The sequence below is a fragment of the Aeromicrobium ginsengisoli genome (assembly GCF_004134905.2).
In the GTDB taxonomy this organism is placed as follows: Bacteria; Actinomycetota; Actinomycetes; order Propionibacteriales; family Nocardioidaceae; genus Aeromicrobium; species Aeromicrobium ginsengisoli.
Map to the genome: position 1 here is coordinate 1,281,467 of NZ_SDPQ02000001.1, position 22,202 is coordinate 1,303,668.

21 protein-coding genes, 1 tRNA gene and 1 pseudogene are annotated in these 22,202 nt (G+C 69.4%); 5 read left to right on the plus strand and 18 right to left on the minus strand.

The annotated features are described in order from the left end of the window. Window positions 1–160 precede the first annotated feature (160 nt). Window positions 161–364, plus strand: coding sequence for a response regulator transcription factor (locus tag ESP70_RS06400; protein ID WP_149688446.1), 204 nt, complete (start codon window positions 161–163; stop codon window positions 362–364). Window positions 365–376: 12 nt separating this feature from the next. Here ESP70_RS06400 and ESP70_RS06405 read toward each other — a convergent pair whose 3' ends face one another. Beyond that, the gene (locus ESP70_RS06405; RefSeq protein WP_149688447.1) at window positions 377–1,300 is read right to left on the minus strand and encodes a Ppx/GppA phosphatase family protein; all 924 of its coding nucleotides are present in this window, start codon (window positions 1,298–1,300) and stop codon (window positions 377–379) included. Between the two features lie 81 nt (window positions 1,301–1,381). Continuing rightward, window positions 1,382–2,770 carry a cation:dicarboxylate symporter family transporter gene (locus tag ESP70_RS06410; protein WP_149688448.1) on the minus strand — a complete coding sequence of 463 codons (1,389 nt, stop codon included), beginning with the start codon at window positions 2,768–2,770 and terminating at the stop codon, window positions 1,382–1,384. 139 nt (window positions 2,771–2,909) lie between these two features. On the opposite strand from ESP70_RS06410, the gene ESP70_RS06415 reads away from it, so the two are divergent. Beyond that, entirely contained in the window at window positions 2,910–4,481 is a 1,572-nt protein-coding gene (locus tag ESP70_RS06415; protein WP_149688449.1) for a sensor histidine kinase, read from the plus strand. Continuing rightward, complete coding sequence (locus ESP70_RS06420) at window positions 4,478–5,158, plus strand: response regulator (protein ID WP_149688450.1); 681 nt, start codon at window positions 4,478–4,480, stop codon at window positions 5,156–5,158. Before ESP70_RS06415 ends, ESP70_RS06420 begins: the two co-directional genes overlap by 4 nt. Here ESP70_RS06420 and ESP70_RS06425 read toward each other — a convergent pair. Genes ESP70_RS06425 through eno form a run of 3 tightly spaced genes read right to left on the minus strand, consistent with a single transcriptional unit; the run spans window position 5,148 to window position 7,482 of the window. Next, on the minus strand, window positions 5,148–5,642 hold the full coding sequence (locus ESP70_RS06425; RefSeq protein WP_149688451.1) for a DUF501 domain-containing protein: 495 nt from the start codon (window positions 5,640–5,642) through the stop codon (window positions 5,148–5,150). The two genes, ESP70_RS06420 and ESP70_RS06425, sit on opposite strands and share 11 nt — an antisense overlap. Further along, window positions 5,639–6,199, minus strand: a complete 561-nt coding sequence (locus ESP70_RS06430; protein WP_149688452.1) for an FtsB family cell division protein — start codon at window positions 6,197–6,199, stop codon at window positions 5,639–5,641. The genes ESP70_RS06425 and ESP70_RS06430 overlap by 4 nt, the downstream gene beginning before the upstream one ends. A 5-nt stretch (window positions 6,200–6,204) precedes the next feature. Continuing rightward, the gene (gene eno, locus ESP70_RS06435) at window positions 6,205–7,482 is read right to left on the minus strand and encodes a phosphopyruvate hydratase (protein ID WP_149688453.1); all 1,278 of its coding nucleotides are present in this window, start codon (window positions 7,480–7,482) and stop codon (window positions 6,205–6,207) included. 229 nt (window positions 7,483–7,711) lie between these two features. Here eno and ESP70_RS06440 point away from each other — a divergent pair, with 229 nt between their 5' ends. Continuing rightward, on the plus strand, window positions 7,712–8,359 hold the full coding sequence (locus ESP70_RS06440; RefSeq protein WP_149688454.1) for a hypothetical protein: 648 nt from the start codon (window positions 7,712–7,714) through the stop codon (window positions 8,357–8,359). Here the strand turns inward: ESP70_RS06440 and ESP70_RS06445 are convergent. The 12 genes and pseudogenes from ESP70_RS06445 to ESP70_RS06495 form a co-directional block, all read right to left on the minus strand. Then, entirely contained in the window at window positions 8,356–9,216 is an 861-nt protein-coding gene (locus tag ESP70_RS06445; protein ID WP_149688455.1) for a nucleoside triphosphate pyrophosphohydrolase, read from the minus strand. The genes ESP70_RS06440 and ESP70_RS06445 overlap by 4 nt on opposite strands. Continuing rightward, window positions 9,216–9,869 (minus strand): hypothetical protein, encoded by a 654-nt coding sequence (locus ESP70_RS06450; RefSeq protein ID WP_149688456.1) that lies wholly within the window; start codon window positions 9,867–9,869, stop codon window positions 9,216–9,218. Before ESP70_RS06450 ends, ESP70_RS06445 begins: the two co-directional genes overlap by 1 nt. 23 nt (window positions 9,870–9,892) lie before the next feature. Then, window positions 9,893–11,278, minus strand: a pseudogene (locus ESP70_RS06455) (APC family permease). Next, entirely contained in the window at window positions 11,221–11,403 is a 183-nt protein-coding gene (locus tag ESP70_RS20300) for a hypothetical protein (protein ID WP_223148617.1), read from the minus strand. The pseudogene ESP70_RS06455 and the gene ESP70_RS20300 overlap by 58 nt, the downstream one beginning before the upstream one ends. A 149-nt stretch (window positions 11,404–11,552) precedes the next feature. Beyond that, window positions 11,553–15,092 carry a transcription-repair coupling factor gene (gene mfd / locus ESP70_RS06460; RefSeq protein WP_149688457.1) on the minus strand — a complete coding sequence of 1,180 codons (3,540 nt, stop codon included), beginning with the start codon at window positions 15,090–15,092 and terminating at the stop codon, window positions 11,553–11,555. 2 nt (window positions 15,093–15,094) lie between these two features. Beyond that, window positions 15,095–15,661 carry an aminoacyl-tRNA hydrolase gene (gene pth, locus ESP70_RS06465; protein WP_149688458.1) on the minus strand — a complete coding sequence of 189 codons (567 nt, stop codon included), beginning with the start codon at window positions 15,659–15,661 and terminating at the stop codon, window positions 15,095–15,097. Next, window positions 15,658–16,335: a 50S ribosomal protein L25/general stress protein Ctc gene (locus ESP70_RS06470; RefSeq protein ID WP_149688459.1), complete on the minus strand. Its 678-nt coding sequence runs from the start codon at window positions 16,333–16,335 to the stop codon at window positions 15,658–15,660. The genes pth and ESP70_RS06470 overlap by 4 nt, the downstream gene beginning before the upstream one ends. A gap of 249 nt (window positions 16,336–16,584) precedes the next feature. After that, window positions 16,585–17,553, minus strand: a complete 969-nt coding sequence (locus tag ESP70_RS06475; RefSeq protein ID WP_425458386.1) for a ribose-phosphate diphosphokinase — start codon at window positions 17,551–17,553, stop codon at window positions 16,585–16,587. A gap of 1 nt (window position 17,554) precedes the next feature. Beyond that, complete coding sequence (glmU, locus tag ESP70_RS06480) at window positions 17,555–19,018, minus strand: bifunctional UDP-N-acetylglucosamine diphosphorylase/glucosamine-1-phosphate N-acetyltransferase GlmU (RefSeq protein WP_223148618.1); 1,464 nt, start codon at window positions 19,016–19,018, stop codon at window positions 17,555–17,557. Window positions 19,019–19,044: 26 nt separating this feature from the next. Next, window positions 19,045–19,126: transfer RNA gene (locus ESP70_RS06485), tRNA-Gln, on the minus strand. A gap of 43 nt (window positions 19,127–19,169) precedes the next feature. Beyond that, window positions 19,170–19,940 carry a methyltransferase domain-containing protein gene (locus tag ESP70_RS06490; protein WP_149688461.1) on the minus strand — a complete coding sequence of 257 codons (771 nt, stop codon included), beginning with the start codon at window positions 19,938–19,940 and terminating at the stop codon, window positions 19,170–19,172. Window positions 19,941–19,987: 47 nt separating this feature from the next. Then, complete coding sequence (locus ESP70_RS06495; RefSeq protein WP_149688462.1) at window positions 19,988–21,328, minus strand: amidase family protein; 1,341 nt, start codon at window positions 21,326–21,328, stop codon at window positions 19,988–19,990. Window positions 21,329–21,392: 64 nt separating this feature from the next. Between ESP70_RS06495 and ESP70_RS06500 the strand changes: the two genes are divergently transcribed. Further along, entirely contained in the window at window positions 21,393–21,881 is a 489-nt protein-coding gene (locus tag ESP70_RS06500; RefSeq protein WP_149688463.1) for a MarR family winged helix-turn-helix transcriptional regulator, read from the plus strand. A gap of 10 nt (window positions 21,882–21,891) precedes the next feature. Here the strand turns inward: ESP70_RS06500 and ESP70_RS06505 are convergent, their stop codons facing one another. After that, the gene (locus ESP70_RS06505; RefSeq protein ID WP_149688464.1) at window positions 21,892–22,155 is read right to left on the minus strand and encodes a DUF4242 domain-containing protein; all 264 of its coding nucleotides are present in this window, start codon (window positions 22,153–22,155) and stop codon (window positions 21,892–21,894) included. Between the last annotated feature and the right edge of the window lie 47 nt (window positions 22,156–22,202).

The window sequence follows — 22,202 nt, forward strand, 5'->3', positions numbered from 1 at the left end:
AGACTGCCTGATTCCCCCGTGATGACAGCGCCGACCGGCAAGGACGACGTGACCGGTCCCGGCCACCGGTTGAACTCATTGAAACGTTTTAGTAACGTGCGCAACGTTGTGTGACGCGCCTCACTGGAGAGGGCTCGTCGGACGCCCGAAGGGGGAATCGATGTCTCGGACCACAGACGTGTCCGACGATGACCTCACGGTGCTGAGGCTGCTCGGCCGGGGCCTCACGACCGACGCCATCGCCCGCGAGCTCGGCGTCTCCGAACGTACGCTGCGCCGTCGCGTGCGGCTCATCTGCGACCGTTTGGGCGTCAAGACGCCGATCGAGGCCGTCGTGTGGGCCGCCCGGAGCCGCCTGATCTGAAGCCGCGGGTCGTCAGCTGACGATGTCCCAGGCGATGCCGTCGAGGATGTCGTGCTCACTGACGACCATGGTGTCGGTGGACAACGGGAGGAGCTCGATGAGCCGGTCGAGGATCAGCGCGCCCGCCCCGATCACGTCGGCACGCCCGGGGTGCATGAACGGCAGCGCCCGGCGGTCGGCGACCGACATGCGTACGAGCGACAGGCACGCCTCACGCACGTCGTCGAGCGCGAGCTTGGCCCCGTGGATCGTGGCGGAGTCGTACGACGGCAGGGCCAGTGAGTGCGCCGCCACCGTCGTGATCGTGCCGGCCACGCCGACGAACGAGCGGACCGGGTCGAGGCCGGCGACCACGGGTGCCAGGACCGCGTCGAGGTGGCTCATGCAGGCCGTGACCTCGGCGACCGACGCCGGATCGCTGGACAGGAACCGCTCGGTCAGGCGTACGGACCCGATGTCGAGCGACACCGACCACTCGATGTCCTGGCCGGTGCCGACCACGAGCTCTGTCGAACCTCCCCCGATGTCGACGACGAGCGTGCGAGCCTGCTCGAGATCGCGCGTCGCGCCCAGGAACGATGCGCGTGCCTCGTCGAGGCCTGCGAGGACGATCGGGCGTACGCCGAGGATGCCCTCGATCGCGTCCTCGAAGACGGTCGCGTTGTCGGCGTCGCGGACCGCGGACGTGGCGCAGAACCTGATCTCGTTGGCGCCGAACATCGCGATCAGCTCGGCATACTCGCGGGTGGCCTGCAGCGTACGGTCGATGGCTTCCTCGGCGAGGTGGCCCGTGCGATCGACGTCCTGGCCGAGGCGAACGATGCGCATCTCGCGCACCAGGTCGGCCTTGCTGTCAGCGCCGACATCGCTGACCAGCAGGCGGATCGAGTTGGTCCCGCAGTCGATCGCGGCCACGCGTGTGCGCTGATCAGGCATGCAGTGAGCGTATCGGCACCCCGCACAGCGCAGGCGGGGCTCCCGGAATCACCCGGGAGCCCCGCCTGCGTGCTGCGTCGGTCAGACCTTGGCCGGTATGCGCGACGCGGCGTCGGCGCCACCTGCTTCGACCGCGACAGGTCCGTCCGTCGCCTCGACCTCGTCGTCGGTGTCGATCATCGTCGACTCGTCGAACGGGCTCTCGCCCGACAGCGTCCGGTTGAGCTGGTCACGGTCCAGCGTGTGCGTCCACGTGGCGACCAGGACCGTCGCGACGGCGTTGCCGGAGAAGTTGGTGACCGCGCGGGCCTCCGACATGAACCGGTCGATGCCGACGATCAGGCCGACGCCGTCCAGCAGCTCCGGACGGTGCGAGCTGAGGCCGCCGGCGAGGGTGGCCATGCCAGCACCGGTGACACCTGCAGCGCCCTTCGACGCGACCATCATGAACAGCAGCAGCGAGATCTGCTCGCCGATCGACAACGGGTTGCCCATCGCCTCGGCGATGAACAGCGACGCCATCGTCAGGTAGATCATCGTGCCGTCGAGGTTGAACGAGTAGCCGGTCGGCACGACGACGCCCACAGTCTGCTGCGACACGCCGGCGTGCTCCATCTTGGCGATGAGGCGAGGCAGGGCCGACTCCGACGACGACGTCGAGAAGATCAGCAGGAACTCACGGCCGAGGTACTTGAGCAGCGAGAAGATGTTGATGCCCGCGACGACGCGCAGGATCGTGCCGAGGATGACGAACACGAACACGGCGCAGGTGACATAGAAGCCGATCATGATGACCGCAAGCGCCTTGAGGGCGTCCACGCCCGTCTCGCCGACGACGCCGGCCATGGCGCCGAACGCGCCGATCGGTGCGGCCCACATGATCATCGCGAGGATGCGGAAGACGACCTTCTGGAGGTGACCGATGCCGGTGAGGACCGGCTTGCCGGCTGAGCCCATGGCCTGCAGGGCGAAGCCGAACAGCAACGCCACGAGCAGGGTCTGCAGGATCTTGCCCGAGGTCAGCGACGACGCCAGCGTGTCGGGGACGATGTGCAGGAGGAAGTCCGTCGTCGACTCGGCGTCGCTCGACACCTGCGCGCTTCCGGCGGAGGCGACGTCAGGCGTGATCTTGAGGCCGTCGCCGGGGTGCAGGATGTTGCCGACCACCAGGCCGATGCTCAACGCGACGAACGACATCGTCACGAAGTAGCCGAGGGCGAGTCCGCCGACTCGGCCGACCTGCGACGCCTTGGCCACGGAGCCGACGCCGAGCACGAGGGTGCAGAAGATGACCGGGGCGATCATCATCTTGATGAGGTTGACGAACCCGGTGCCAAGAGGCTTGAGCTCGACTGCGAAGTCCGGCGCCACCAGGCCAACGGTGATGCCGGCGATCACGGCGCCGATGACGGCGAGGTAGAGGTAGTGCGTGCGGTCCTTGCGGGCCGGGCGCAGCGCATTCGTTGACATGAGTCCTCCTGGACGGTGAGGGGTTGCGTCTTCAGAATGGGTCCGCATGTGACCCCGCTCACCGTTGTGTTCGTAAAGTTCGTGACCGCCGTCACAACACCGCCTCGGTACGCGTGCCGGGATCGTGGAGAATGCGAGGATGGCCCGGGCTCGCGGACGTACCGTCGCACGGCAGATGCTCGTGTGGCAGCTGCTCGTGGTGCTGGTCGTCGTCGTGGGCGGCACCGGCCTGGCGTGGTTCGACGCCCGCCAGGACAGCCGGGCCGACGCCCGCGCGCAGACCCTCGACGTGTCGCTCGCCGTCGCCGCCTCCCCCACCGTGCTGGACGCGCTGGACGACCCTGACCCCAGCGTCGTCCTGCAGCCGTACGCCGAACGGGTCCGCAAGGCGACCGGCACCGACTTCGTGGTCGTCATGAGCCCCAAGGGCATCCGCTACTCGCACCCGAACCCCGACAACATCGGCAAGAAGTTCATCGGCCACATCGACGAGGCGCTGAAGGGCAAGAACTTCACCGAGGACTTCAAGGGCACGCTGGGCCAGTCAGTACGCGCGGTCGTGCCGATCATGGAGGACGGCAAGGTCCGCGGGCTCGTCTCGGTCGGCATCACGACCAAGAAGGTCGATGAGGAGGTGCTGTCAGTCCTCCCCCGGATCATCGCGGCCGCGGTGGCGATCGGGGTGCTGGGCGCCATCGGGGCTGGGCTGGCCAACCGACGGCTGCGCCGCCAGACCCACGGTCTCGGCGAGCAGGAGATCACCCGGATGTACGAGTACTACGACGCGGTGCTGCGGGCCGTCCGTGAGGGGCTGCTGCTGCTCGATCCGGCCGGCCGGCTGACGCTGATGAACGACGAGGCGGCCCGGCTGCTGGACCTCGACCCGTCGTTCGTCGGCTCGACCATGGACCGTCTCGGCCTCGAGCCGGCCCTCGTCGCCGAGCTCACCTCGGGCCGCTCGTTGCAGGACGCCGTGCACGTCGTGGGTGATCGTGTGCTGGTGGTCAACCAGGCGCCGGCGCACTGGGACGGCCGCGACGTCGGGTCGGTCGTGACCCTGCGCGACCGCACCGAGCTGCAGAGCGTGACGGCCGAGCTGGACACAGTTCGCGGCCTCGCCGAGGCACTGCGCGCACAGAACCACGAGGCGTCCAACCGCATGCACACGATGGTGTCGCTGATCGAGATCGGTCAGTCGCAGGAGGCGATCGACTTCGCCACTCGCGAGCTCGATGTCGCCCGGCGGCTCACCGACCGCATGGTCGAGTCGATCGACGAGCCTGTCATCGCCGCCCTGCTGCTGGGCAAGAGCGCGCAGGCCGCCGAGCGCGGCGTGACCCTGACGATCGAGCCGGCGACCAGCGTCACGGGGCTGACCACGACCGCGCACGAGGCCGTGACGATCCTCGGCAACCTGATCGACAACGCGATCGACGCCGCCCAGTCGTCGGCCGACCGACAGGTGGCGGTCACGGTCACCTCCTCGACGGAGCTGCTGCACGTACGCGTGGAGGACAGCGGCCCGGGCGTCGGGCCCCAGGACCGCGAGACCGTGTTCGTCCGCGGCTGGTCGACCAAGCCCGACGAGGGCACCGGCCGCGGCATCGGCCTGGCACTCGTCGGCCAGCTCGTACGCCGGCACGGTGGCGAGGCGACCATCGGCGAGAGCCCGCTCGGCGGCGCCGCGTTCGACGTCAGGATCGGCTCATGACGATCCGGGTGCTGATCGTCGAGGACGAGGCGATCGCGGCCCAGGCCCACAAGACGTACGTGGGGCGGATGCCGGAGTTCGAGGTCGTCGCGGTCGCCGAGTCGTTCCAGGAGGCCGCGCGGGTCCTCGGCAGCCAGCCCGTCGACCTCGTGCTGCTCGACATGCACCTGCCCGACGGGCACGGCCTCGACCTGTTGCGCCAGCTCCGCGCGACCGGTCGCCCGTACGACGTCATCGCGGTCACCTCGGCGCGCGATGTCGACGTCGTGCGCCAGTCGGTGTCGCAGGGCGTCGTCGCCTATCTGCTCAAGCCGTTCACGTTCGCGATGTTCGAGGCCAAGCTGCGGCAGTACGCCGCGTTCCGGCGCACGCTCGAGGCCGGCGAGTCGATCGACCAGCGCGGCGTCGACGCGGTGTTCGGCGCGATGCGGCCGGCGCCGGACGACGAGCGGCTGCCCAAGGGGCTCAGCGCCGAGACGCTGGAGGCCGTACGCACGACGCTCGACGAGGCAGACGACGGGCTCACTGCCGGCGAGGTCGCCGAGCTGATCGGGTCCTCACGCGTGACGGCGCGGCGCTATCTCGAGCACCTGGCCGACCTCGGGCAGTCGGCGCGGGCCACCCGGTACGGCGGCACAGGTCGCCCGCACGTGGAGTATCGAGCCGTCAGGTCGTGACGGGGCCGCAGGCGTTGCCGGTCCACCAGTCGCCGAGCAGCTGCAGCGCCTCGTCACCCAGCGGGTTGACGCCGGGCCCCTTGGCCAGTGCGTGGCCGACGAGCACGTGCAGGCACTTGACCCGGGTCGGCATGCCGCCTGCGGTGATCCCGTCGATCTCGGGCACGTGGGCGATCGCCTCGCGCTCGGCCAGATACGCCTCGTGGGCGCGGGCGTAGGCAGCCGCCAGCTCCTCGTCCTCCGCGAGCCGGTCGCTCATCTCCTTCATGAGGCCTGAGGCCTCGAGCGTGCCGATCTCACCGGCGAGCCGGTCGCACGTCAGGTAGAACATCGTGGGGAACGGGGTGCCGTCGTCGAGCCGCGGCTCGGTCTTGACGACGTTGGGGTGGCCCGAGGGGCACCGGGACACGACCTCGAGGATGCCCCTGGGCGTACGGCCGAGCTGCTCGGCAACGGCGTCCAGGTCGGCTTGGGCAACGGTCACTTGTTCTTCAGCACCTTGTCGGGATCGGGCTCGGGCTCGGCCGCCTTGGGTGTCTTGCCGGACTCCTTGACGCTGCCCCACAGCTTGTCGTACCACTCGGTCTGGGTCGTGGCGGTCGGCGGCGCCTCGAGGGTCGGCACATTGCCCTTGACCGTGCCGTCACTGCCGATGACGCGATAGCCGACCTCGCCCGGGATGACCCAGCCGAAGCGTTCCTTGGCCTGCTGCTTGACGTAGGCCGGGTCGTTCCAGCGCGCCTTCTGGTCCTCCAGGCCCGCGATCTGCTGCTTGCGCATGACGATCTCGGCCTTGGTGCTCTGGATGTCGGCCCGCTGCTCCCACCACGCGTGCAGCGTCGAGGTGTAGGACGCGATCAGCAGCAGGACGACCGACAGCAGCACGATGGCCCGCGTCGTGAGCTGCGGACCGGTGCCGGCGCTGACCGTCGCGACCTTGGGCTTACGGTTGCGCGCCGCCCCGCGAGCCCCACGCTCGGCCGGACGCCGCCCGCGAGCGGGCGGCCTCCTGCCGGGACCACGTGGGGGACGCGAGGCCATCGGTCCTAGAGCGCCAGCCGCGGGAAGGCGGAGGCGCCGGCGTAGGTCGCGGACGACCCGAGGGCCTCCTCGATGCGCAGCAGCTGGTTGTACTTGGCGACACGGTCGGAACGAGCCGGCGCACCGGTCTTGATCTGGCCGCAGTTGGTCGCGACCGCGAGGTCGGCGATCGTGGTGTCCTCGGTCTCGCCCGAGCGGTGGCTCATCATGCAGGCGAAGCCGTGGCGGTGCGCGAGGTCGACGGAGTCGAGCGTCTCGGTGAGCGAGCCGATCTGGTTGACCTTGACGAGCAGCGCGTTGGCCGCACCCTCGGCGATGCCGCGGGTCAGTCGCTCGACGTTGGTGACGAACAGGTCGTCCCCGACGATCTGGACGTCGTCGCCGAGCTGCTCGGTCAGCGTCGTCCAGCCGGCCCAGTCGTCCTCGTCCAGCGGGTCCTCGATCGAGACGATCGGGAACGCCGCGACGAGCTCGGCGTAGTAGGCCGACATCTCCTCGGCGGTCTTCTGCTGCCCCTCGAACGCGTAGGTGCCGTCGGCGAAGAACTCCGAGGCGGCGACGTCGAGCGCGAACGCGATGTCGGTGCCGACCGTGAGACCGGCGCCCTCGACAGCGGTCGAGATGAGCTCGAGCGCGGCGCGGTTGGAGTCGAGGTTGGGCGCGAAGCCGCCCTCGTCACCCAGCCCCGTCGACAGTCCCTGCTTGTTGAGGACCGACTTGAGCGAGTGGTAGACCTCGGCGCCCATGCGCAGGGCCTCGGAGAACGTCGGCGCACCGATCGGCGCGATCATGAACTCCTGGACGTCGACGTTGCTGTCGGCGTGCGAGCCACCGTTGAGGATGTTGAGCATCGGGACTGGCAGGACGTGGGCGTTGGGGCCACCGACGTAGCGGAACAGCGGCAGCCGCGCGGAGTCGGCGGCGGCCTTGGCGGCGGCGAGCGAGACGCCGAGGATCGCGTTGGCGCCGAGCTTGGCCTTGTTGTCGGTGCCGTCCAGGTCGATCATCGCCTGGTCGAGCGCGCGCTGGTCGTCGGCGTCGAAGCCGACCAGCGCGGGACCGATCTTGCTGTTGACGCCGGCGACGGCGTTGAGCACGCCCTTGCCGACGTAACGGTCGCCGCCGTCGCGGAGCTCAACGGCCTCGAACGCGCCCGTGGAGGCGCCTGAGGGCACCGCCGCGCGGCCGATCGTGCCGTCGTCGAGGGCGACCTCGACCTCGACGGTCGGGTTGCCCCGTGAATCCAGAATTTCCCGTGCGCCGACGGCGTCGATGCGTGCCAAGACTGCTCCTCGTTAGCGGATGAACGTGCGGCCACAAGCCTAGTCCTGTCGGCCTGACGTCCAGCACCGCCTCGCCAGCGTGGGATGGAGCGGTGGCTCAGTCGCCTGACCCTTGCGGGGCGGTGAGTTGGTCGCCCATCGGCCGCCCTGATGGCCGACCCAGCCACCGCCACAGAGCCGTTTCGCCGAACCAGTCCCCCAGTCCCACGAGACGTGACAGCATGCCGCCATGACTGAGACGGCGCCGCCGCCCACATCCCGCCGCCGGCGCATCGTGCAAGCAGCGGTCGCGTTGCTCGTCGTCGCCGGCGTCACCGTCGCGTACTGGCAGGTCAGCGCCCGCCAAGCGATGGCCGACGTCAGAGTCGTTCCGGCATCACTGGTCTGCAACGACAAGCCGACCCCGTACGGCCTCCAGGCCGACAGCGGCGAGGCTCCCCGCCCGGCCTTCAGGTTCTCGATCGCGCCGGACGACAAGTGCCTGCTGACGGTGGCCGTGGTCAACCACGGCTCGCGGACCATCCACGTCGACTCGATGACGTTCCCCATGCTCAAGCCGGGCGGCGACAGCGGCGTCGTCATCGACGTCACCACGCGGGCCGCGGACGGCATCCGTGCGCGAACCGGGGGCTCGGACAGCATGGACGCCGTGTTCGACCTCGGCGAGTCCATCGAGCCGGACGAGTCGTTCGACTGGACCTTCGTGGTGCGCTATCGCGTGCCGTCGTCGACCTGCGACGCCGGCACGTCCATCTTCTCCGACCTCCCCCACACCCGGGTGTCGCGGACGGGAGTCTCGGCTGACGTGGATGGCGACGTCAACCTGCTGATCAAGACCACCCCGCCGCCCGCCGGCGTGCCGAACGACTGCGGCTAACCCAGCAGGCGCACGGCCTGGCGGAGCACCTCTTCGGCGTCCCGCCCCTGCGCGCGAGCCTCGGCCACGAGCGCCAGCAGCCGGGCGCCGAGGTCGTCGCCGCTGGTGTCGACGCCGTCGAGCCTGCTGAGGACCTTGTCGGCGTACGCCAGTGCGGGCAGCGTGGCGGGGATGCCCTCGAGCACGGAGGCGCGACGCTTCTCGGTGGCCTTGAGCCGCTGCCAGTTGGCGTCGACCTCCTCGGCGCTCGTGACCGTGGCGTCGCCGAACACGTGCGGGTTGCGGTAGATGAGCTTCTCGGCGATCCCGGCGGCGACGTCGTCGATGTCCCAGCCCTCGCCCTCGGCGGCGATGCGCGCGTGGAACACGATCTGCATCAGCAGGTCGCCGAGCTCCTCGCGCAAGTGCTCGCTGTCACCGTTGTCGAGCGCCTCGAGCGTCTCGTGCGCCTCCTCCAGCAGGTAGTGGCTCAGCGTGGCGTGCGACTGCTGCGCGGTCCACGGGCACTCGCGGCGGAGCCGATCCATGATCTCGACGACGTCGAGCAGGCCCGAGCCCGGCAGGTCGTACGAGCCGAACACCACCTCGATGTCGGACACTGCTCCTCCACCGTCCATCAGGTCGTCCGCGATGGCGCGCGCCCACGCGGTGTCGCCGGTCGGGGCGATCCATACGGTGTCCGGTGCGTACGACGGAGGATCTGCCGTCACCTCGACCTCGATGCCGGACGAGACGATCGCGCGTACGTGCGGGTCGTCGACCGCGGCGCGTACGACCGAGGCGTCCCGCAGCGCGTCCCACGCGGCCAGCGTGAGGATCCCCGGGGCGACCCGAGGACTGAGGACGACGATGCGCATCAGTCGCAGCGTTGCGCTTTGGGCAGCTCGTCGGGCTTGTCCTCGCCGAGGTCCGTCGGTGCGACCGACAGCGATCCCGTGCTGGCGATCGTCTTGGCGGTCTTGTTGCTCAGGCCGAATCTCGGGGCGAACTCGACGTCGTTGTCCTTGAACGCCTTGGTGATCTCGGCCTGTCCGGCCGCTGCCAGCTGCGAGATGTTCTCCTGCGTCCGGGCCTGACCTGTGCTCTTCTCAGCGAGCGCAACGGCGATGGAGGACAGCTCCTGACCCTGCTCGAACAGCTTCTTGATCTCGTCGAGGTTCTTCGCCTTGGAGAACGACTTGGCGACCTGGTCCTCTTGGTCGGCCGTGAGCTCGTACTCGGCGGGTTTCGGCGTGACGCCCTCCTCCTTGGCAAGCTTGCGGGCCACCACGAGCGACACCAGAGTCGTCACGGTCTGGCGGCGGACCTCGGCGTTGCTCGGCAGCGTCGCACCTTGGCTCGTGGCGCTCGCGAGGGCCAGCGCACAGTAGGCCTCGGCCGTCGTGTCGAGGGTCTTCATCGAGATGGTCTGGTCGTCGACGACCGCAGCGGCACCGGGATGGACGTTGCCGCAGGCAGCGAGGGTCAGACCCGCGAGGACGAGGACAGCAGCGCGCGCACGTGTGGGCATGCTCACACGTTATCCGAGGCCCTTCAGACGTTGGCGGAGTCCCTCGCGTTCGCACCGGAGCGGGCCAGCTTGGAGTGCCGACGGCCGTACACCGCGTAGACCACCAGGCCGAGCGCGAGCCACACGAGGAACCGCAGCCAGGTCTCGATCGCGAGGTTGGTCATCAGCGCGACGCACGACAACGCCGACACGATCGGCAGCAGCGGGACCTGGGGCGCCCGGAACGGCCGCTTCATCTTCGGCCTGGTGCGGCGCAGCACGATGACCGCGATCGCCACGACCAGGAACGCGAAGAGCGTCCCGATGCTGACCATCTCGGCGAGCGTGTTGAGCGGGATGAACGCGGCCAGCAGTCCCACCGCGACCGAGGTGACGACGGTGATGCGAGCCGGAGTGCGGAACTTCGGGTGGATCGCGCCGACCTGGGCCGGCAGCAGGCCGTCGCGGCACAGCGCGAACCCGATGCGACCCATCGCCACGATGTCGACCAGGATCACCGAGGTCAGTCCCGCGATCGCGGCGATGTCGATCAGCACGCCGGCCCAGTCCAGGCCGACCTGCGAGAACGCGTCGGAGATCGGCGCTCCGGTGCTGAGGTCGGTGTACTTGACCATGCCGGTCAGCACGAAGCACACCAGGACGTACAGGGTCGTGCAGATCACGAGGGTGCCGAGCAGCCCGCGCGCCATGTCCTTGGCCGGGTCCTTGGTCTCCTCGCCGAGATTGGCCACGGCCTCGAAGCCGCTGTAGGCGAAGAACACGACCGCGGCGGCGATGAACACGCCGGTCACGCCGTACGCCGTGGGGTCCGCGCCCGAGATCCACTGCCACAGCGGCTGCTTGAGGCCGCTCACGTCCGGACCCTTCTCGGAGTGCGGGACGTACGGCTTCATGTTGGCGACCTTGACGAAGAACACGCCCACCGCGATGACGAACACGCAGACCGAGACCTTCACGACCACCAGCGCATTCGTCACGAGCTTGGACTCGCGGATGCCGATCGCCGCGATCGTGCCGATGACCGCGACGATCGCGACGGCCCCGAGGTTGACGACCGAGTTCTCCTCGCCGAAGTACGCATGCGGCAGCCCGAGCGCGTGCTGCAGGTAGCCGGACCAGCCACGCGCCACGACCGCCGCGCCGAGCGCGAACTAGAGGATCAGGTCCCACGCGATGATCCAGGCGAAGATCTCACCGATCGTCGTATACGCGTACGTGTAGGAGCTGCCGGCCGTCGGCACCGCGGACGCCAGCTCGGCGTAACAGATCGCCGCGAGCACGGCGACGAACCCGGCGATCAGGAACGAGACCATGATCGCGGGGCCGGCGTTGTCCTTCGCCTGGCCGCCGGTCAGGGTGAAGATCCCGTGCCGATCACGATGCCGATGCCGAATCCCATGAGGTCCCACGACGACAGGCGCTTGCTCAACCGGGAGTGATGGTCCTCCGCGGTCGGGTCGTCGTCGTTCTGGTGGATGACGTCGTCGACGTCCTTGGTGCGTACGAGCTGGGCCCACGTCCCCCGAAGTGTCATGCTCCAACGCTAGGCGGGCCGTTGCGATACGCAACCGCAGGGTTGGGGGCGGTGACCTGGTCGCCTGTCCGCGCGAGCGCCGGTGGGCCAGTTGCCTATCAGACCCCGGGATGGGCGACCAGGTCACCGCTCACGGGGTGTGTGCGAGCTCAGCCGACCGGCGCGGGTGCCGGGACCAAGGTGTCGATCACGGTGCGGGTCCACTCGAGCAGCTCGCGCCCGACGAGCGGCTTGCCGCCGACCGGGGCGGTCTTCGGCCGCGGCACCAGAGCCACTTCGGCGGCGACCTTGTAGGTGCTGCGGGGATAGATCCGCTGCAGTCGCATCTGGGCCGAGTCGGGCAGCTTGAGTGGCGCGAAGCGTACGTTCGGGCCTGCGGCGGTGACCTCGGTGAGGCCGGCCTCGCGCACACGTACGCGCAACCGGGCGACGTCGAGCAGCACCTCGACGGCTTCGGGCGGGTTGCCGTAGCGGTCGAGCAGCTCGGCGCGCAGCTCGTCGACGTCGGACAGGGCGCGTACGTCGGCCAGCCGCTTGTACATCTCGAGGCGGAGTCGCTCGCTCTGGACGTACTCGTGGGGCAGGTGCGCCTCGATCGGCAGCTCGATCTTGACCTCGCGCTCGGGCTCGGCATCGCCGCGGAACTCCGCGACCGCCTCGCCCACGAGGCGTACGTAAAGGTCGAAGCCGACGTCGGCGATGTGCCCGGACTGCTCGCCGCCGAGCAGGTTGCCGGCGCCGCGGATCTCGAGGTCCTTCATCGCCACGGCCATGCCGCCGCCGAGCTCGGAGTGCTGCGCGATCGTGGCGAGCCGGTCATGTGCCGTCTCGGTGAGCGGCTTCTCAGGCGGGTAGAGGAAGTACGCATAGGCGCGCTCGCGCGAGCGACCGACGCGACCGCGGAGCTGGTGCAGCTGCGACAGGCCGAGGGTGTCGGCGCGCTCGATGATCATGGTGTTGGCGTTGGACACGTCGAGACCGGACTCGACGATCGTGGTGCAGACCAGGACGTCGTAGCGCTTCTCCCAGAAGTCGACCATGACCTCCTCGAGCTGGTGCTCACCCATCTGACCGTGAGCGGCGGCGACGCGCGCCTCGGGCACGAGCTCCTTGATCTTGGCAACGGCCTTGTCGATGCTCTGCACCCGGTTGTGGATGAAGAACACCTGGCCCTCGCGGAGCAGCTCGCGACGAATCGCGGCAATGACCTGCCGGTCCTCGTAGGGCCCGACGAACGACAGCACGGGGTGACGCTCCTCCGGCGGCGTCGCGATCGTCGACATCTCGCGGATGCCGGTGATCGCCATCTCGAGCGTGCGCGGGATCGGCGTCGCGGACATCGAGAGCACGTCGACGGCGGCGCGCAGCATCTTGAGCGCCTCCTTGTGCTCGACGCCGAAGCGCTGCTCCTCGTCGACGATCACGAGGCCGAGGTCCTTGATGCGTACGCCCGGCTGCAGCAGGCGGTGCGTGCCGATGACCAGGTCGATCGTGCCGTCGGCGAGACCGGCGAGGGTCTCCTTGGACTCCTTGTCGGTCTGGAACCGCGACAACGGGCGGATCTTGACCGGGAACTGGCCGAACCGCTCCGCGAACGTGGCGTAGTGCTGCTGCACGAGCAGCGTCGTCGGGACCAGCAGGATGACCTGCTTGCCGTCCTGGATCGCCTTGAACGCCGCGCGCACCGCGATCTCGGTCTTGCCGTAGCCGACGTCGCCGCAGACCAGGCGGTCCATGGGGACCGTGCGCTCCATGTCGCGCTTGACCTCGTCGATCGTGACCATCTGGTCGGGCGTCTCCACGAACGCGAACGCGTCCTCGAGCTCGGCCTGCCACGGCGTGTCCGACCCGAACGCGTGACCCTTGGTGGCCTGACGTGCGGCGTAGAGCTTGATCAGCTCACCGGCGATCTGGCGTACGGCCTTGCGCGCCTTGTTCTTGCGGGTCGTCCAGTCGGAGCCACCCAGCCGGTCGAGCGAGGGCGACTCGCCGCCGACGTAGCGGCTGATCTGGTCGAGCTGGTCCATCGGCACGAACAGCCGGTCGGCGGGTTGCCCGCGCTTGGACGGGGCGTACTCGATGACGAGGTACTCGCGCGCCGCACCCTGCACGACCCGTTGCATGAGCTCGACGTAGCGGCCGACGCCGTGCTGCTCGTGCACGACGAAGTCGCCGGTCTTGAGCTCGAGCGGATCGACCTGCTTGCGCCGGCGGGCCGGCATCTTGCGCTCCGTACGATCGGCAGCGCGCTGGCCGACGAGATCGTCGTAGGTCAGCACGGCGAGGCCGAGCGGGGGCGAGACGAAGCCGTGATCGAGCTCGCCGCAGCTGACCTGCACGACGCCGGGCGAGGGAGCCGTCACCTCGTCGTCGAGCGCAGCCGCGACGTCGTTCTCGGCGAGCCACTCGATCGTGCGCTGCGCCTGGCCGTGGCCGGGGGCGACGAACACGACGCGCATGCCGGCGGCGACCCACTTCTTGATGTCGCCGAGCGCAGCCGTGGTGTCGCCGCGATAGGCGGCAGCGGCCTCCATGTCGACGGCACGGGTCTGGTCGTCCGTGTCGAGCCCGAACGGCGACACCGTGAACCATGTGTGCCCGAGGCCGAGGGTCTGAAGCTGGACGTCCTCGAGCGTGTGGAACGCCGCGGACCCGAGGTCGATCGGCGCCTCGGCGCCGGTCGCCGCGGCAGCCCACGAGGCCTGGAGGAACTCCTCGCTCGTCGCCACCAGATCCGCAGCGCGAGCGCGTATGCGTTCGGGGTCGCACAGCACGATCGCCGAGCGCTCCGGCAACAGGTCGACGAAGAGCTCCATCTCGTCCACGAGCACGGGCGTCAGTGACTCCATGCCCTCGACGGCGTGGCCCTCGGAGATCTTCGTGAAGATCTCGGCCAGCGACGGGTGCGCCTCGGCGAGCTGCGCGGCCCGGGCCCTGACCTCGTCGTCGAGCAACAGCTCACGACACGGCGGCGCCCACACGTGCGTGACCTCCTCGAGCGTGCGCTGGTCGGCGACGGCGAAGCGGCGGATCTCGTCGACCTCGTCGCCCCAGAACTCGATGCGGAGGGGGTGCTCCTCAGTCGGCGGGAACACGTCGATGATGCCGCCACGCACCGCGAACTCCCCGCGGCGCTCGACCAGGTCGACCCGTGAGTAGGCCGCAGCGGCGAGCTGCCGGACGACCTCGTCGAGGGCGATCTCGTCGCTCTTGTGCAGCTCGACCGGCGTCAGGTCGGCGAGGCCCTTGACCTGCGGCTGGAGCAGTGAGCGTACGGGCGCGACAACGACTCTGAGCGGACCATTGGATGTCGAGCCTGTCGAAGCATCCGTCCTATCGACAGGCTCAAGGACCGGGTGCACCAGTCGCCGCAGCACGGCGAGCCGCCGGCCGACGGTGTCCGAGCGGGGAGAGAGCCGCTCGTGCGGGAGCGTCTCCCACGCCGGGAAGTAGGCGACGGCGTCGGGACCGATCAGCTCGCCGAGCTGCGCCACGAGGTCCTCGCCCTCGCGGGCGGTCGCGGTGACCGCGAGCACGGTCGACTGCTGCGCGAGCGCCTGCGTCAGGAACGGCCGCAGCGGCTCGGGCGCCTGCACGTTGAGCGTGCTGAGCCCGTCGGATCGATCCTGGAGGGCTTGCTTGATGGTGGGTTCGTCGGCGACCAGCGCCGCAAGTCGTGAGAGAGCCATGCTTATCGGTTGAACGCGCTCTGCGTGAGTTCTAGTCCCTGGGTCATGAGGCTCTCGACCGCGTCGGCGGCCTCCTCGACGTACGTCGGCAGGTCCTTGCGCTCTGCCGAGCTGTAGGGCTTGAGCACGAAGTCGTGCACGCTCTGCTGCCCGGGTGGCCGGCCGATGCCGACGCGAACGCGATAGAAGTCGCCGGTGCCCAGCGACTGACGGATCGACTTGAGCCCGTTGTGGCCGTTGTCGCCGCCGCCGAGCTTGACCCGCAGCATGCCGTAGTCGATGTCGAGCTCGTCGTGGATCACCACGAGGTGGTCGGGCTCGACGTCATAGAACTTCGCGAGCGTCGACACCGGGCCGCCGCTCTCGTTCATGTAGGAGCGGCAGCGCCCGAGGATCGCGCGCTCGCCGGCCAGGCGACCTTCGATGACGTCGGCGCGGCCGGACTTGTGCTTCTTCCAGGATCCGCCCGTACGGGCGGCGAGCACGGCGGTCACGAGGTAACCGACATTGTGACGAGTGCTGGCGTACGTCGGGCCCGGATTGCCGAGCCCGACGACCAACCAGGTCACTCTGACTCTGAGCTCTCCGCAGCCTCGCCCTCGGCCGGTGCCTCGGCAGCAGCCTCGGCCTCTTCGGCGTCGGTCGCGTCGTGCTCGATGCCGGCCTCGGCCTCAGCCTCGGCGAGCTCGGCGTCGAGCTGGGCCTCGGTGGGAGCCGCGGTGATGTTGACGATGAGGATGTCCGAGTCGACGGCGAGCGTCGAGCCGGTGGGCAGCTCGAGGTCGCTGGCGTGGATCTGCGCGCCGGCGTCGAGGCCCTCGACCGAGACCTCGAAGGACTCGGGGATGTGGGTCGCCTCGGCCTCGACGGCGATCGTCGAGTTCTCGAGGATGACGAGGTTGCCGCTGATGGCGTCGCCGACGACGTTGATGCGGACGTCGACCGTGACCTTCTCGCCCTTCTTGACGATCAGGAGGTCGGCGTGCTCGATGAAGCCCTTGAGCGGGTCGCGCTGGACCTGCTTGGGGATCGCGAGGTGCTGCTCGGTGCCGAGGTCGATCGTCAGCAGCGCGTTGGAGTTCTTGAGCGCCAGCATGAGCTGGTGGCCCGGCAGGGTCACGTGGACGGGGTCCGAGCCGTGGCCGTAGAGGACGGCGGGCACGTTGTCGGCGCGACGGATGCGGCGGGCGGCGCCCTTGCCGAACTCGGTGCGCGCCTCGGCGGCGATCTTGATCTCAGCCATGGGGAAATGTCTCCTGAAGAGTGTTGCGTGAAAGTCGGCTGTCGCCAGGCGCTCAACACAGCACTCCGCGGAGCGCCCTGTCGATCACGGCCCGAAAGGACCCTCGCCGAGGCAACTTCGCAATCTTATCGCAGCGGCACCTGAGCGAGAAATCCGTTGAGACCGAGCATCTCGGCGGTTGAGGTGCGAGGCCGTCCGCGCACCACAACCAGCTCGACCGGCCGCGCGCTGAGCGCGCTCGGGCCTCGCTCAGTTCTTGAACAGCGAGGTGACGGAGCCTTCTTCGAAGACGGCTGCCGTCGCCTGGGCGAGCAGCGGGGCGATCGACAGCACCGTGAGCTTGTCGAAGCGCTGGTCATCGGCGATCGGCAGCGTGTTGGTCACGATGACCTCGCATGCCGTCGAGTTCTTGAGCCGGTCGACGGCCGGCCCGGAGAACACCGCGTGCGTCGCGACGATCACGACGTCCTCGGCACCGTCGGCCATGAGCGCCTCGGCGGCCTGGACGATCGTGCCGCCAGTGTCGATGAGGTCGTCGACCAGGATGCAGACCCGGCCCTCGACATCACCGACGACGCGGTTGGCCTTGGACTCGTTGGGCTTGCGGGGGTCGCGGGTCTTGTGGATGAACGCCAGCGGGGCCCCGGCCAGCGCAGCGGCCCACGACTCGGCGACCTTGATGCGACCCGCGTCGGGCGACACGACGGCGAGCGGCTTCTTGCCGTACTTCTTCTTGACGTGGCGGGTCAGGATCGGCATCGCCAGGAGGTGGTCGACCGGGCCGTCGAAGAAGCCCTGGATCTGGGCGGTGTGCAGGTCGACCGTCATGAGGCGGTCGGCGCCGGCGGCCAGGAACAGGTCTGCCATGAGGCGCGCCGAGATGGGCTCGCGCCCGAGGTGCTTCTTGTCCTGCCGGGCGTAGCCGTAGAACGGCAGGATCACCGTGATGCGCTTGGCCGAGGCGCGCTTGAGCGCGTCGATCATGATGAGCTGCTCCATGATCGCCTCGTTGATCGGCGCGGCATGGCTCTGCAGCACGAACGCGTCGCAGCCGCGCACGGACTCGTCGAAGCGTACGTAGATCTCGCCGTTGGCGAAGTCGTAGGCCGTCGTCGGGACGACCTCGATCTCGAGGAGGTCGGCCACCTCCTGCGCCAGCGTCGGGTGCGATCGCCCGGAGAACAGCAGCATGTTCCGGGTGGGCGTGCGTTTGGACAGGCTACTCACCGGAGGTCTCCTCTGCCGCGTGGTCCTGCGCCGCGCGGGCGGCACGGGCGGATGCGGTGTCCGGACGTTTGTCGGCCACCCACCCCTCAATGTTCCTCTGTGCACCGGCACTGACGGCCAGCGCCCCCGGTGGTACGTCCTCGCGAATCGTCGAACCGGCTCCCGTGAACGCCCCGTCGCCGACCGTGACCGGGGCGACGAACGTGTTGTTGGAGCTGGTCTTGGCGTGCTTGCCGATCGTGGAGCGGTGCTTGTTGACGCCGTCGTAGTTGGCGAAGATCGTGCCGGCACCGATGTTGGCGCCCTCGCCGATCTCGGCGTCACCGACGTAGGTCAGGTGCGGCACCTTGGCGCCCTCGCCGATCGTCGAGTTCTTGACCTCGACGAACGTGCCGATCTTGCCGCGCGCGCCGAGCTCGGCGCCGGGCCGCAGATAGGCATACGGGCCGACCGTGGCCTCGTCGCCGATCACCGCATCGGAGCCGTGCGTACGTACGACGGTCGCGCCGGTGCCGACCTCGATGTTGCGCAGCGTCGTGTCGGGTCCGATCGTGGCGCCCCGGGCCACGGCGGTGGCGCCGAGGAGCTGTGTGCCGGGCAGGATCGTGACGTCGGGCTCGAGCGTGACGGCCGAGTCGATCCACGTCGTGGCCGGGTCGACGATCGTGACGCCCTCGGCCATCCAGTGCGCCGTGATGCGGCGGTTGAGCTCGGCGCCGAGCCGGGCCAGCTGGGCCCGGTCGTTGACGCCTTCGGTCTGCCAGACGTCCTCGAGGACGTGCGCCCCGACCGGGCGTCCCTCGGCGACCGCCTTGCCGACGATGTCGGTGAGGTAGAGCTCGCCCTGCGCGTTGTCGGTCTCGAGCCGGGCCACCGCCGCGGTGAGGAACCCGCCGTCGACGACGAGGATTCCGCTGTTGATCTCGCGCACCGCCCGCTCGTCGTCGGACGCGTCCTTGTGCTCGCGGATGGCCGTGACCGCGCCGTCGGGACCCCGCAGGATGCGGCCGTAGCCGGTGGGGTCGTCGACCTCGGCGGTCAGGATCGTGACGGTGTGGCCCGCGGCGCGATGGCTGACGAGCAGCTCGGCGAGCGTCTGCGCCGACAGCAGCGGCACGTCGGCGTAGGTGACGATGACCGTGCCGTCGGGCGCGCTGTCGAGGGACTCGAGCGCGACGTGGACCGCGTGGCCCGTGCCGTTCTGCTGCTCCTGCACGGCCTGGACGATCGAGGGGTCGTAGGCCGTGATGGCCTCGGACACCTGCTCGCGGTCGTGGCCGACGACGGCGACCGTCGTGTGCACGCCAGCGCCGGCGACGGCGACCAGGGCGTGCTCGAGCATCGTCCGCCCGGCGATCTCGTGCAGGACCTTGGCACGCGCGGACTTCATCCGCGTGCCCGCTCCTGCTGCCAGCACGATCGCCGTCACTCGATCCTGATTGGGGCTCGTGCTCACCAGACTCCTTCATCGACGGACCTTGCTGGCTCCCCGGGTAGGAGTCGAACCTACGTCGCTTGTCCGCATTCAAAGTGCGGCGGGCCCTGCCGGCAGACCAACCGGGGATTGTCCCGTCACCGGGACTGCAGCAGCCCCAAGGCTACCGGAGTCAGGCTGCGCGACGGGCGACGGCGAACGTACGGCTGAACGGCAGCACCGTGCCCCACGGCTGGGTGGGATAGGCCTCGCGCAGAGCGGCTTTGTACGCGGCCACGAACTCCTCGCGCACACCGTCCGGCAACGCCTGCAGGATCGGCCGCGCTCCGGTGCCGGAGATCCAGTCGAACACCGGATCGGCGCCCTGCAGGACGTGGAGGTAGGTCGTCTCCCACGCATCGGTCGCCCAACCCAGGCTGGTGAACAGGTCGAGGTAGGCCTCAGCGTGCGTCCCGCGGTCGGCGTGGAGCCCTTCGGTGTGCTCGCCGTATGGCGGCCGCGACGAGATCTCGTGCAGCAGGCGGTGGCTCGGGGCGTCGTAGTTGCACGGCACCTGGAGGGCGAACGTGCCGCCCGGGGCGACGAGGTCGGTGAGCCGCCGGATCACGGCGAGCTGGTCGGGCACCCACTGGAAGAGCGCGTTCGACACGATCAGGTCGACGGGCTCCGCGGTGGTCCACGCGGCCACGTCGGCCAGCTCGTACGTCGTCCGGTCGTCACGGTGATCGGCGTCGGCCTTGTCGATCATGTCCGGCGAGGAGTCGACCCCGTGGATCGTCGCCTCGGGCCAGCGTGTGCGGAGCACGGCCGTCAGGTGGCCCGGACCGCAGCCGAGGTCGACGATCGTCGACGGCGTGCCCTGCACGCGGGCGACGAGATCGACGAAGGGCCGGGAGCGGTCGTCGGCGAACTGCAGGTAGCGGTCGGGGTCCCAGGTCGTCATGTCTCCGACCGTACGACGCACTTATCTTGATGTCAAGATACTTGACGTCAAGCGTTGAGGCGCTCCAGCTGGCCCGCCAGGGACATCAGCAGTGCGTCGGCGCCCCGCGTCGCGATGAGCTGCACCGCGAGCGGCAGCCGCTCGTCCGTCACGCCGGCCGGCATCGACACGGCGGGGACGCCGGCGTGGTTCCACTGGGCCGTGTAGGGATAGAACGCGTTCATCGAGAGCACTGTCGCGAGCGCACCCGTGCCGCGCCAGTGCTCGACCTCGATCGCGGGGCCCGACATGACCGGCGTCAGCAACACGTCGACGCCGAGATCCCGGTGGACCTTGTCGCCCCACGAGCGGCCCTGTCGCTTGGCCCAGTCGACCGACCTGCGACCGAACGGGCGGCCCAGGCGCGCGATGCCTTTCGTACGCTGCTCGAGCCGGCCCGGGTCGTCGGAGTCGTCGGCACTGTCACGGATGCCGGCGAGGTAGCGGACCGTCAGGGCCTTGGAGTCGAGCGTGTAGGGGATCTTGACCTCGGTCACGGTGTGTCCCGCGGCCCGCAGCTGTTCGGCCGTACGCTCGACCGCTGCGCGTACACGGGGATCCAGCGGCCTGGCCTTGGTCGCCGCGGCGGCGCTGAACGACATGCCGATGCGCAAGGGCGCCGGATCGGCCGCCGCCGCAACGACGAGTGACGTGCCGAACGTGCCGAACGCGTCGAGGAACAGCGCGCTGTCGGCGACCCTGGCGGCGAGGCAGCCCTGGGTCGACAGGTCGTGCCAGCCGCCCGAGCTCGGCATCGTGCCCTGGGTCGGCTTGAACCCGACGAGCCCGCAACACGCCGCCGGGATGCGGATCGACCCGGCACCGTCCGAGGCGGTCGCGATGCCGACGGCACCCGCAGCGACCAGGGCTGCGGAGCCGCCTGAGGAGCCGCCGGACGTGTGGGCGAGGTTGAGCGGGTTGCGGGTGATGCCGTGGGCCGCGGACTCGGTGAAGCCGAAGATCGCGAGCTCGGGCAGCGCCGACTTGGCGACGACGACCATGCCGGCCGCCTTGAGGGCCGCGACCAGCTCGGCGTCGTGGCCAGCCGGCATCACCATCGCCTTGCTGCCCTTGCCGGTCACCGTGCCGCCGATGTCGAGGTCGTCCTTGACCGCGATCGGTACGCCCAGCAGCGGCCCGCTCTCCCCTGCCGCCCGGCGGCGATCGGCCTCATCGGCCGCGGCGAGGGCCTCGTCGGCGTAGACCGCGACGGCGGCATTGATCGCCGGGTTCTCCCGGTCGATCGCGTCGAGGGTCGCCTGGGTGAGCTGCCGCGAGGTGAGCTCGCCGGACGCAAGGAGCTCGCCCTGTCGTGTCGGTCCGGCAGCAACGGCCCCGGCAGGAGTCATGCCGAGAGCGTAGTCATGATCAACAATCTCTACATCAAGAATCTTGACGAACTAGGATGGGCGTGTGGAAGACGACGTCGATCGGTTGATCGCAGCGTGGCAGCGGGAACGTCCCGACATGGACGTCTCACCCATGCACGTGCTGAGCCGGGTCACCCGGCTCGCGCTTCACCTCGACCGTGCCCGCAAGCAGGCGTTCGCCGACCACGACCTGGAGCCGTCGGAGTTCGACGTGCTCTCGGCCCTGCGCCGTGCCGGCAAGCCCTATCAGCTCTCGCCCGGCCAGCTCGTCCACGAGACGCTCGTGACCAGCGGCACCATGACCAACCGCGTCGACCGGCTGGTGGGCAAGGGCCTGGTCGAGCGGCTCCCGGACCCGGCCGACCGTCGAGGCGTCCAGGTCAGGCTCACCACGTCGGGCAAGAATGCCGTCGACGGAGCGCTCGATGCCTTGCTGGGACACGAGCAGAAGCTCCTCGCCGGGTTGTCGGCCGACGAGGCCACGGCACTGGCCGGTGCCCTGCGTACGCTCTCGGTGCCCTTCGACCGCTGAGCGCCAGAGATCAGTGGCCGGGGATGACGCCTTCCTGGACCGGGATCAGCTGATCGGCGAGCAACCCGTGCGCCTCGCGGTGCACGCGCTCGGCCGACTCGGCATCGGGCGCGTCGACGAGGCAGAACACCTTGCCGGAGTCCTCGTCGAACCAGTACTGCTTGTAGTCGACGCCGTACTGGCCCTGGATCTCGAGATCCTTGGCGTGCGCGCCTGCGACGGCGTCAGCGGTGAGTCCTTCGACCTTGTTGTGGACATCCATGAACAGTGCCATCGGAGTTCTCCTTCGGTGAATGAGTCACCCACCATCGTGCGCCTGCG

Excerpts from the sequence above, each read along its gene's own strand:
- ESP70_RS06495 (WP_149688462.1), bottom strand. The coding sequence starts at position 21,328 with ATGACTCCTGCCGGGGCCGTTGCTGCCGGACCGACACGACAGGGCGAG.
- mfd (WP_149688457.1), bottom strand. The coding sequence starts at position 15,092 with ATGGCTCTCTCACGACTTGCGGCGCTGGTCGCCGACGAACCCACCATC.
- ESP70_RS06505 (WP_149688464.1), bottom strand. The coding sequence starts at position 22,155 with ATGGCACTGTTCATGGATGTCCACAACAAGGTCGAAGGACTCACCGCT.
- ESP70_RS06450 (WP_149688456.1), bottom strand. The coding sequence starts at position 9,869 with ATGCCCACACGTGCGCGCGCTGCTGTCCTCGTCCTCGCGGGTCTGACC.
- ESP70_RS06400 (WP_149688446.1), top strand. The coding sequence starts at position 161 with ATGTCTCGGACCACAGACGTGTCCGACGATGACCTCACGGTGCTGAGG.
- ESP70_RS06415 (WP_149688449.1), top strand. The coding sequence starts at position 2,910 with ATGGCCCGGGCTCGCGGACGTACCGTCGCACGGCAGATGCTCGTGTGG.
- ESP70_RS06440 (WP_149688454.1), top strand. The coding sequence starts at position 7,712 with ATGACTGAGACGGCGCCGCCGCCCACATCCCGCCGCCGGCGCATCGTG.
- ESP70_RS06490 (WP_149688461.1), bottom strand. The coding sequence starts at position 19,940 with ATGACGACCTGGGACCCCGACCGCTACCTGCAGTTCGCCGACGACCGC.
- ESP70_RS06470 (WP_149688459.1), bottom strand. The coding sequence starts at position 16,335 with ATGGCTGAGATCAAGATCGCCGCCGAGGCGCGCACCGAGTTCGGCAAG.
- ESP70_RS06430 (WP_149688452.1), bottom strand. The coding sequence starts at position 6,199 with ATGGCCTCGCGTCCCCCACGTGGTCCCGGCAGGAGGCCGCCCGCTCGC.
- ESP70_RS06405 (WP_149688447.1), bottom strand. The coding sequence starts at position 1,300 with ATGCCTGATCAGCGCACACGCGTGGCCGCGATCGACTGCGGGACCAAC.
- ESP70_RS06420 (WP_149688450.1), top strand. The coding sequence starts at position 4,478 with ATGACGATCCGGGTGCTGATCGTCGAGGACGAGGCGATCGCGGCCCAG.
- ESP70_RS20300 (WP_223148617.1), bottom strand. The coding sequence starts at position 11,403 with ATGACACTTCGGGGGACGTGGGCCCAGCTCGTACGCACCAAGGACGTC.
- ESP70_RS06445 (WP_149688455.1), bottom strand. The coding sequence starts at position 9,216 with ATGCGCATCGTCGTCCTCAGTCCTCGGGTCGCCCCGGGGATCCTCACG.
- ESP70_RS06410 (WP_149688448.1), bottom strand. The coding sequence starts at position 2,770 with ATGTCAACGAATGCGCTGCGCCCGGCCCGCAAGGACCGCACGCACTAC.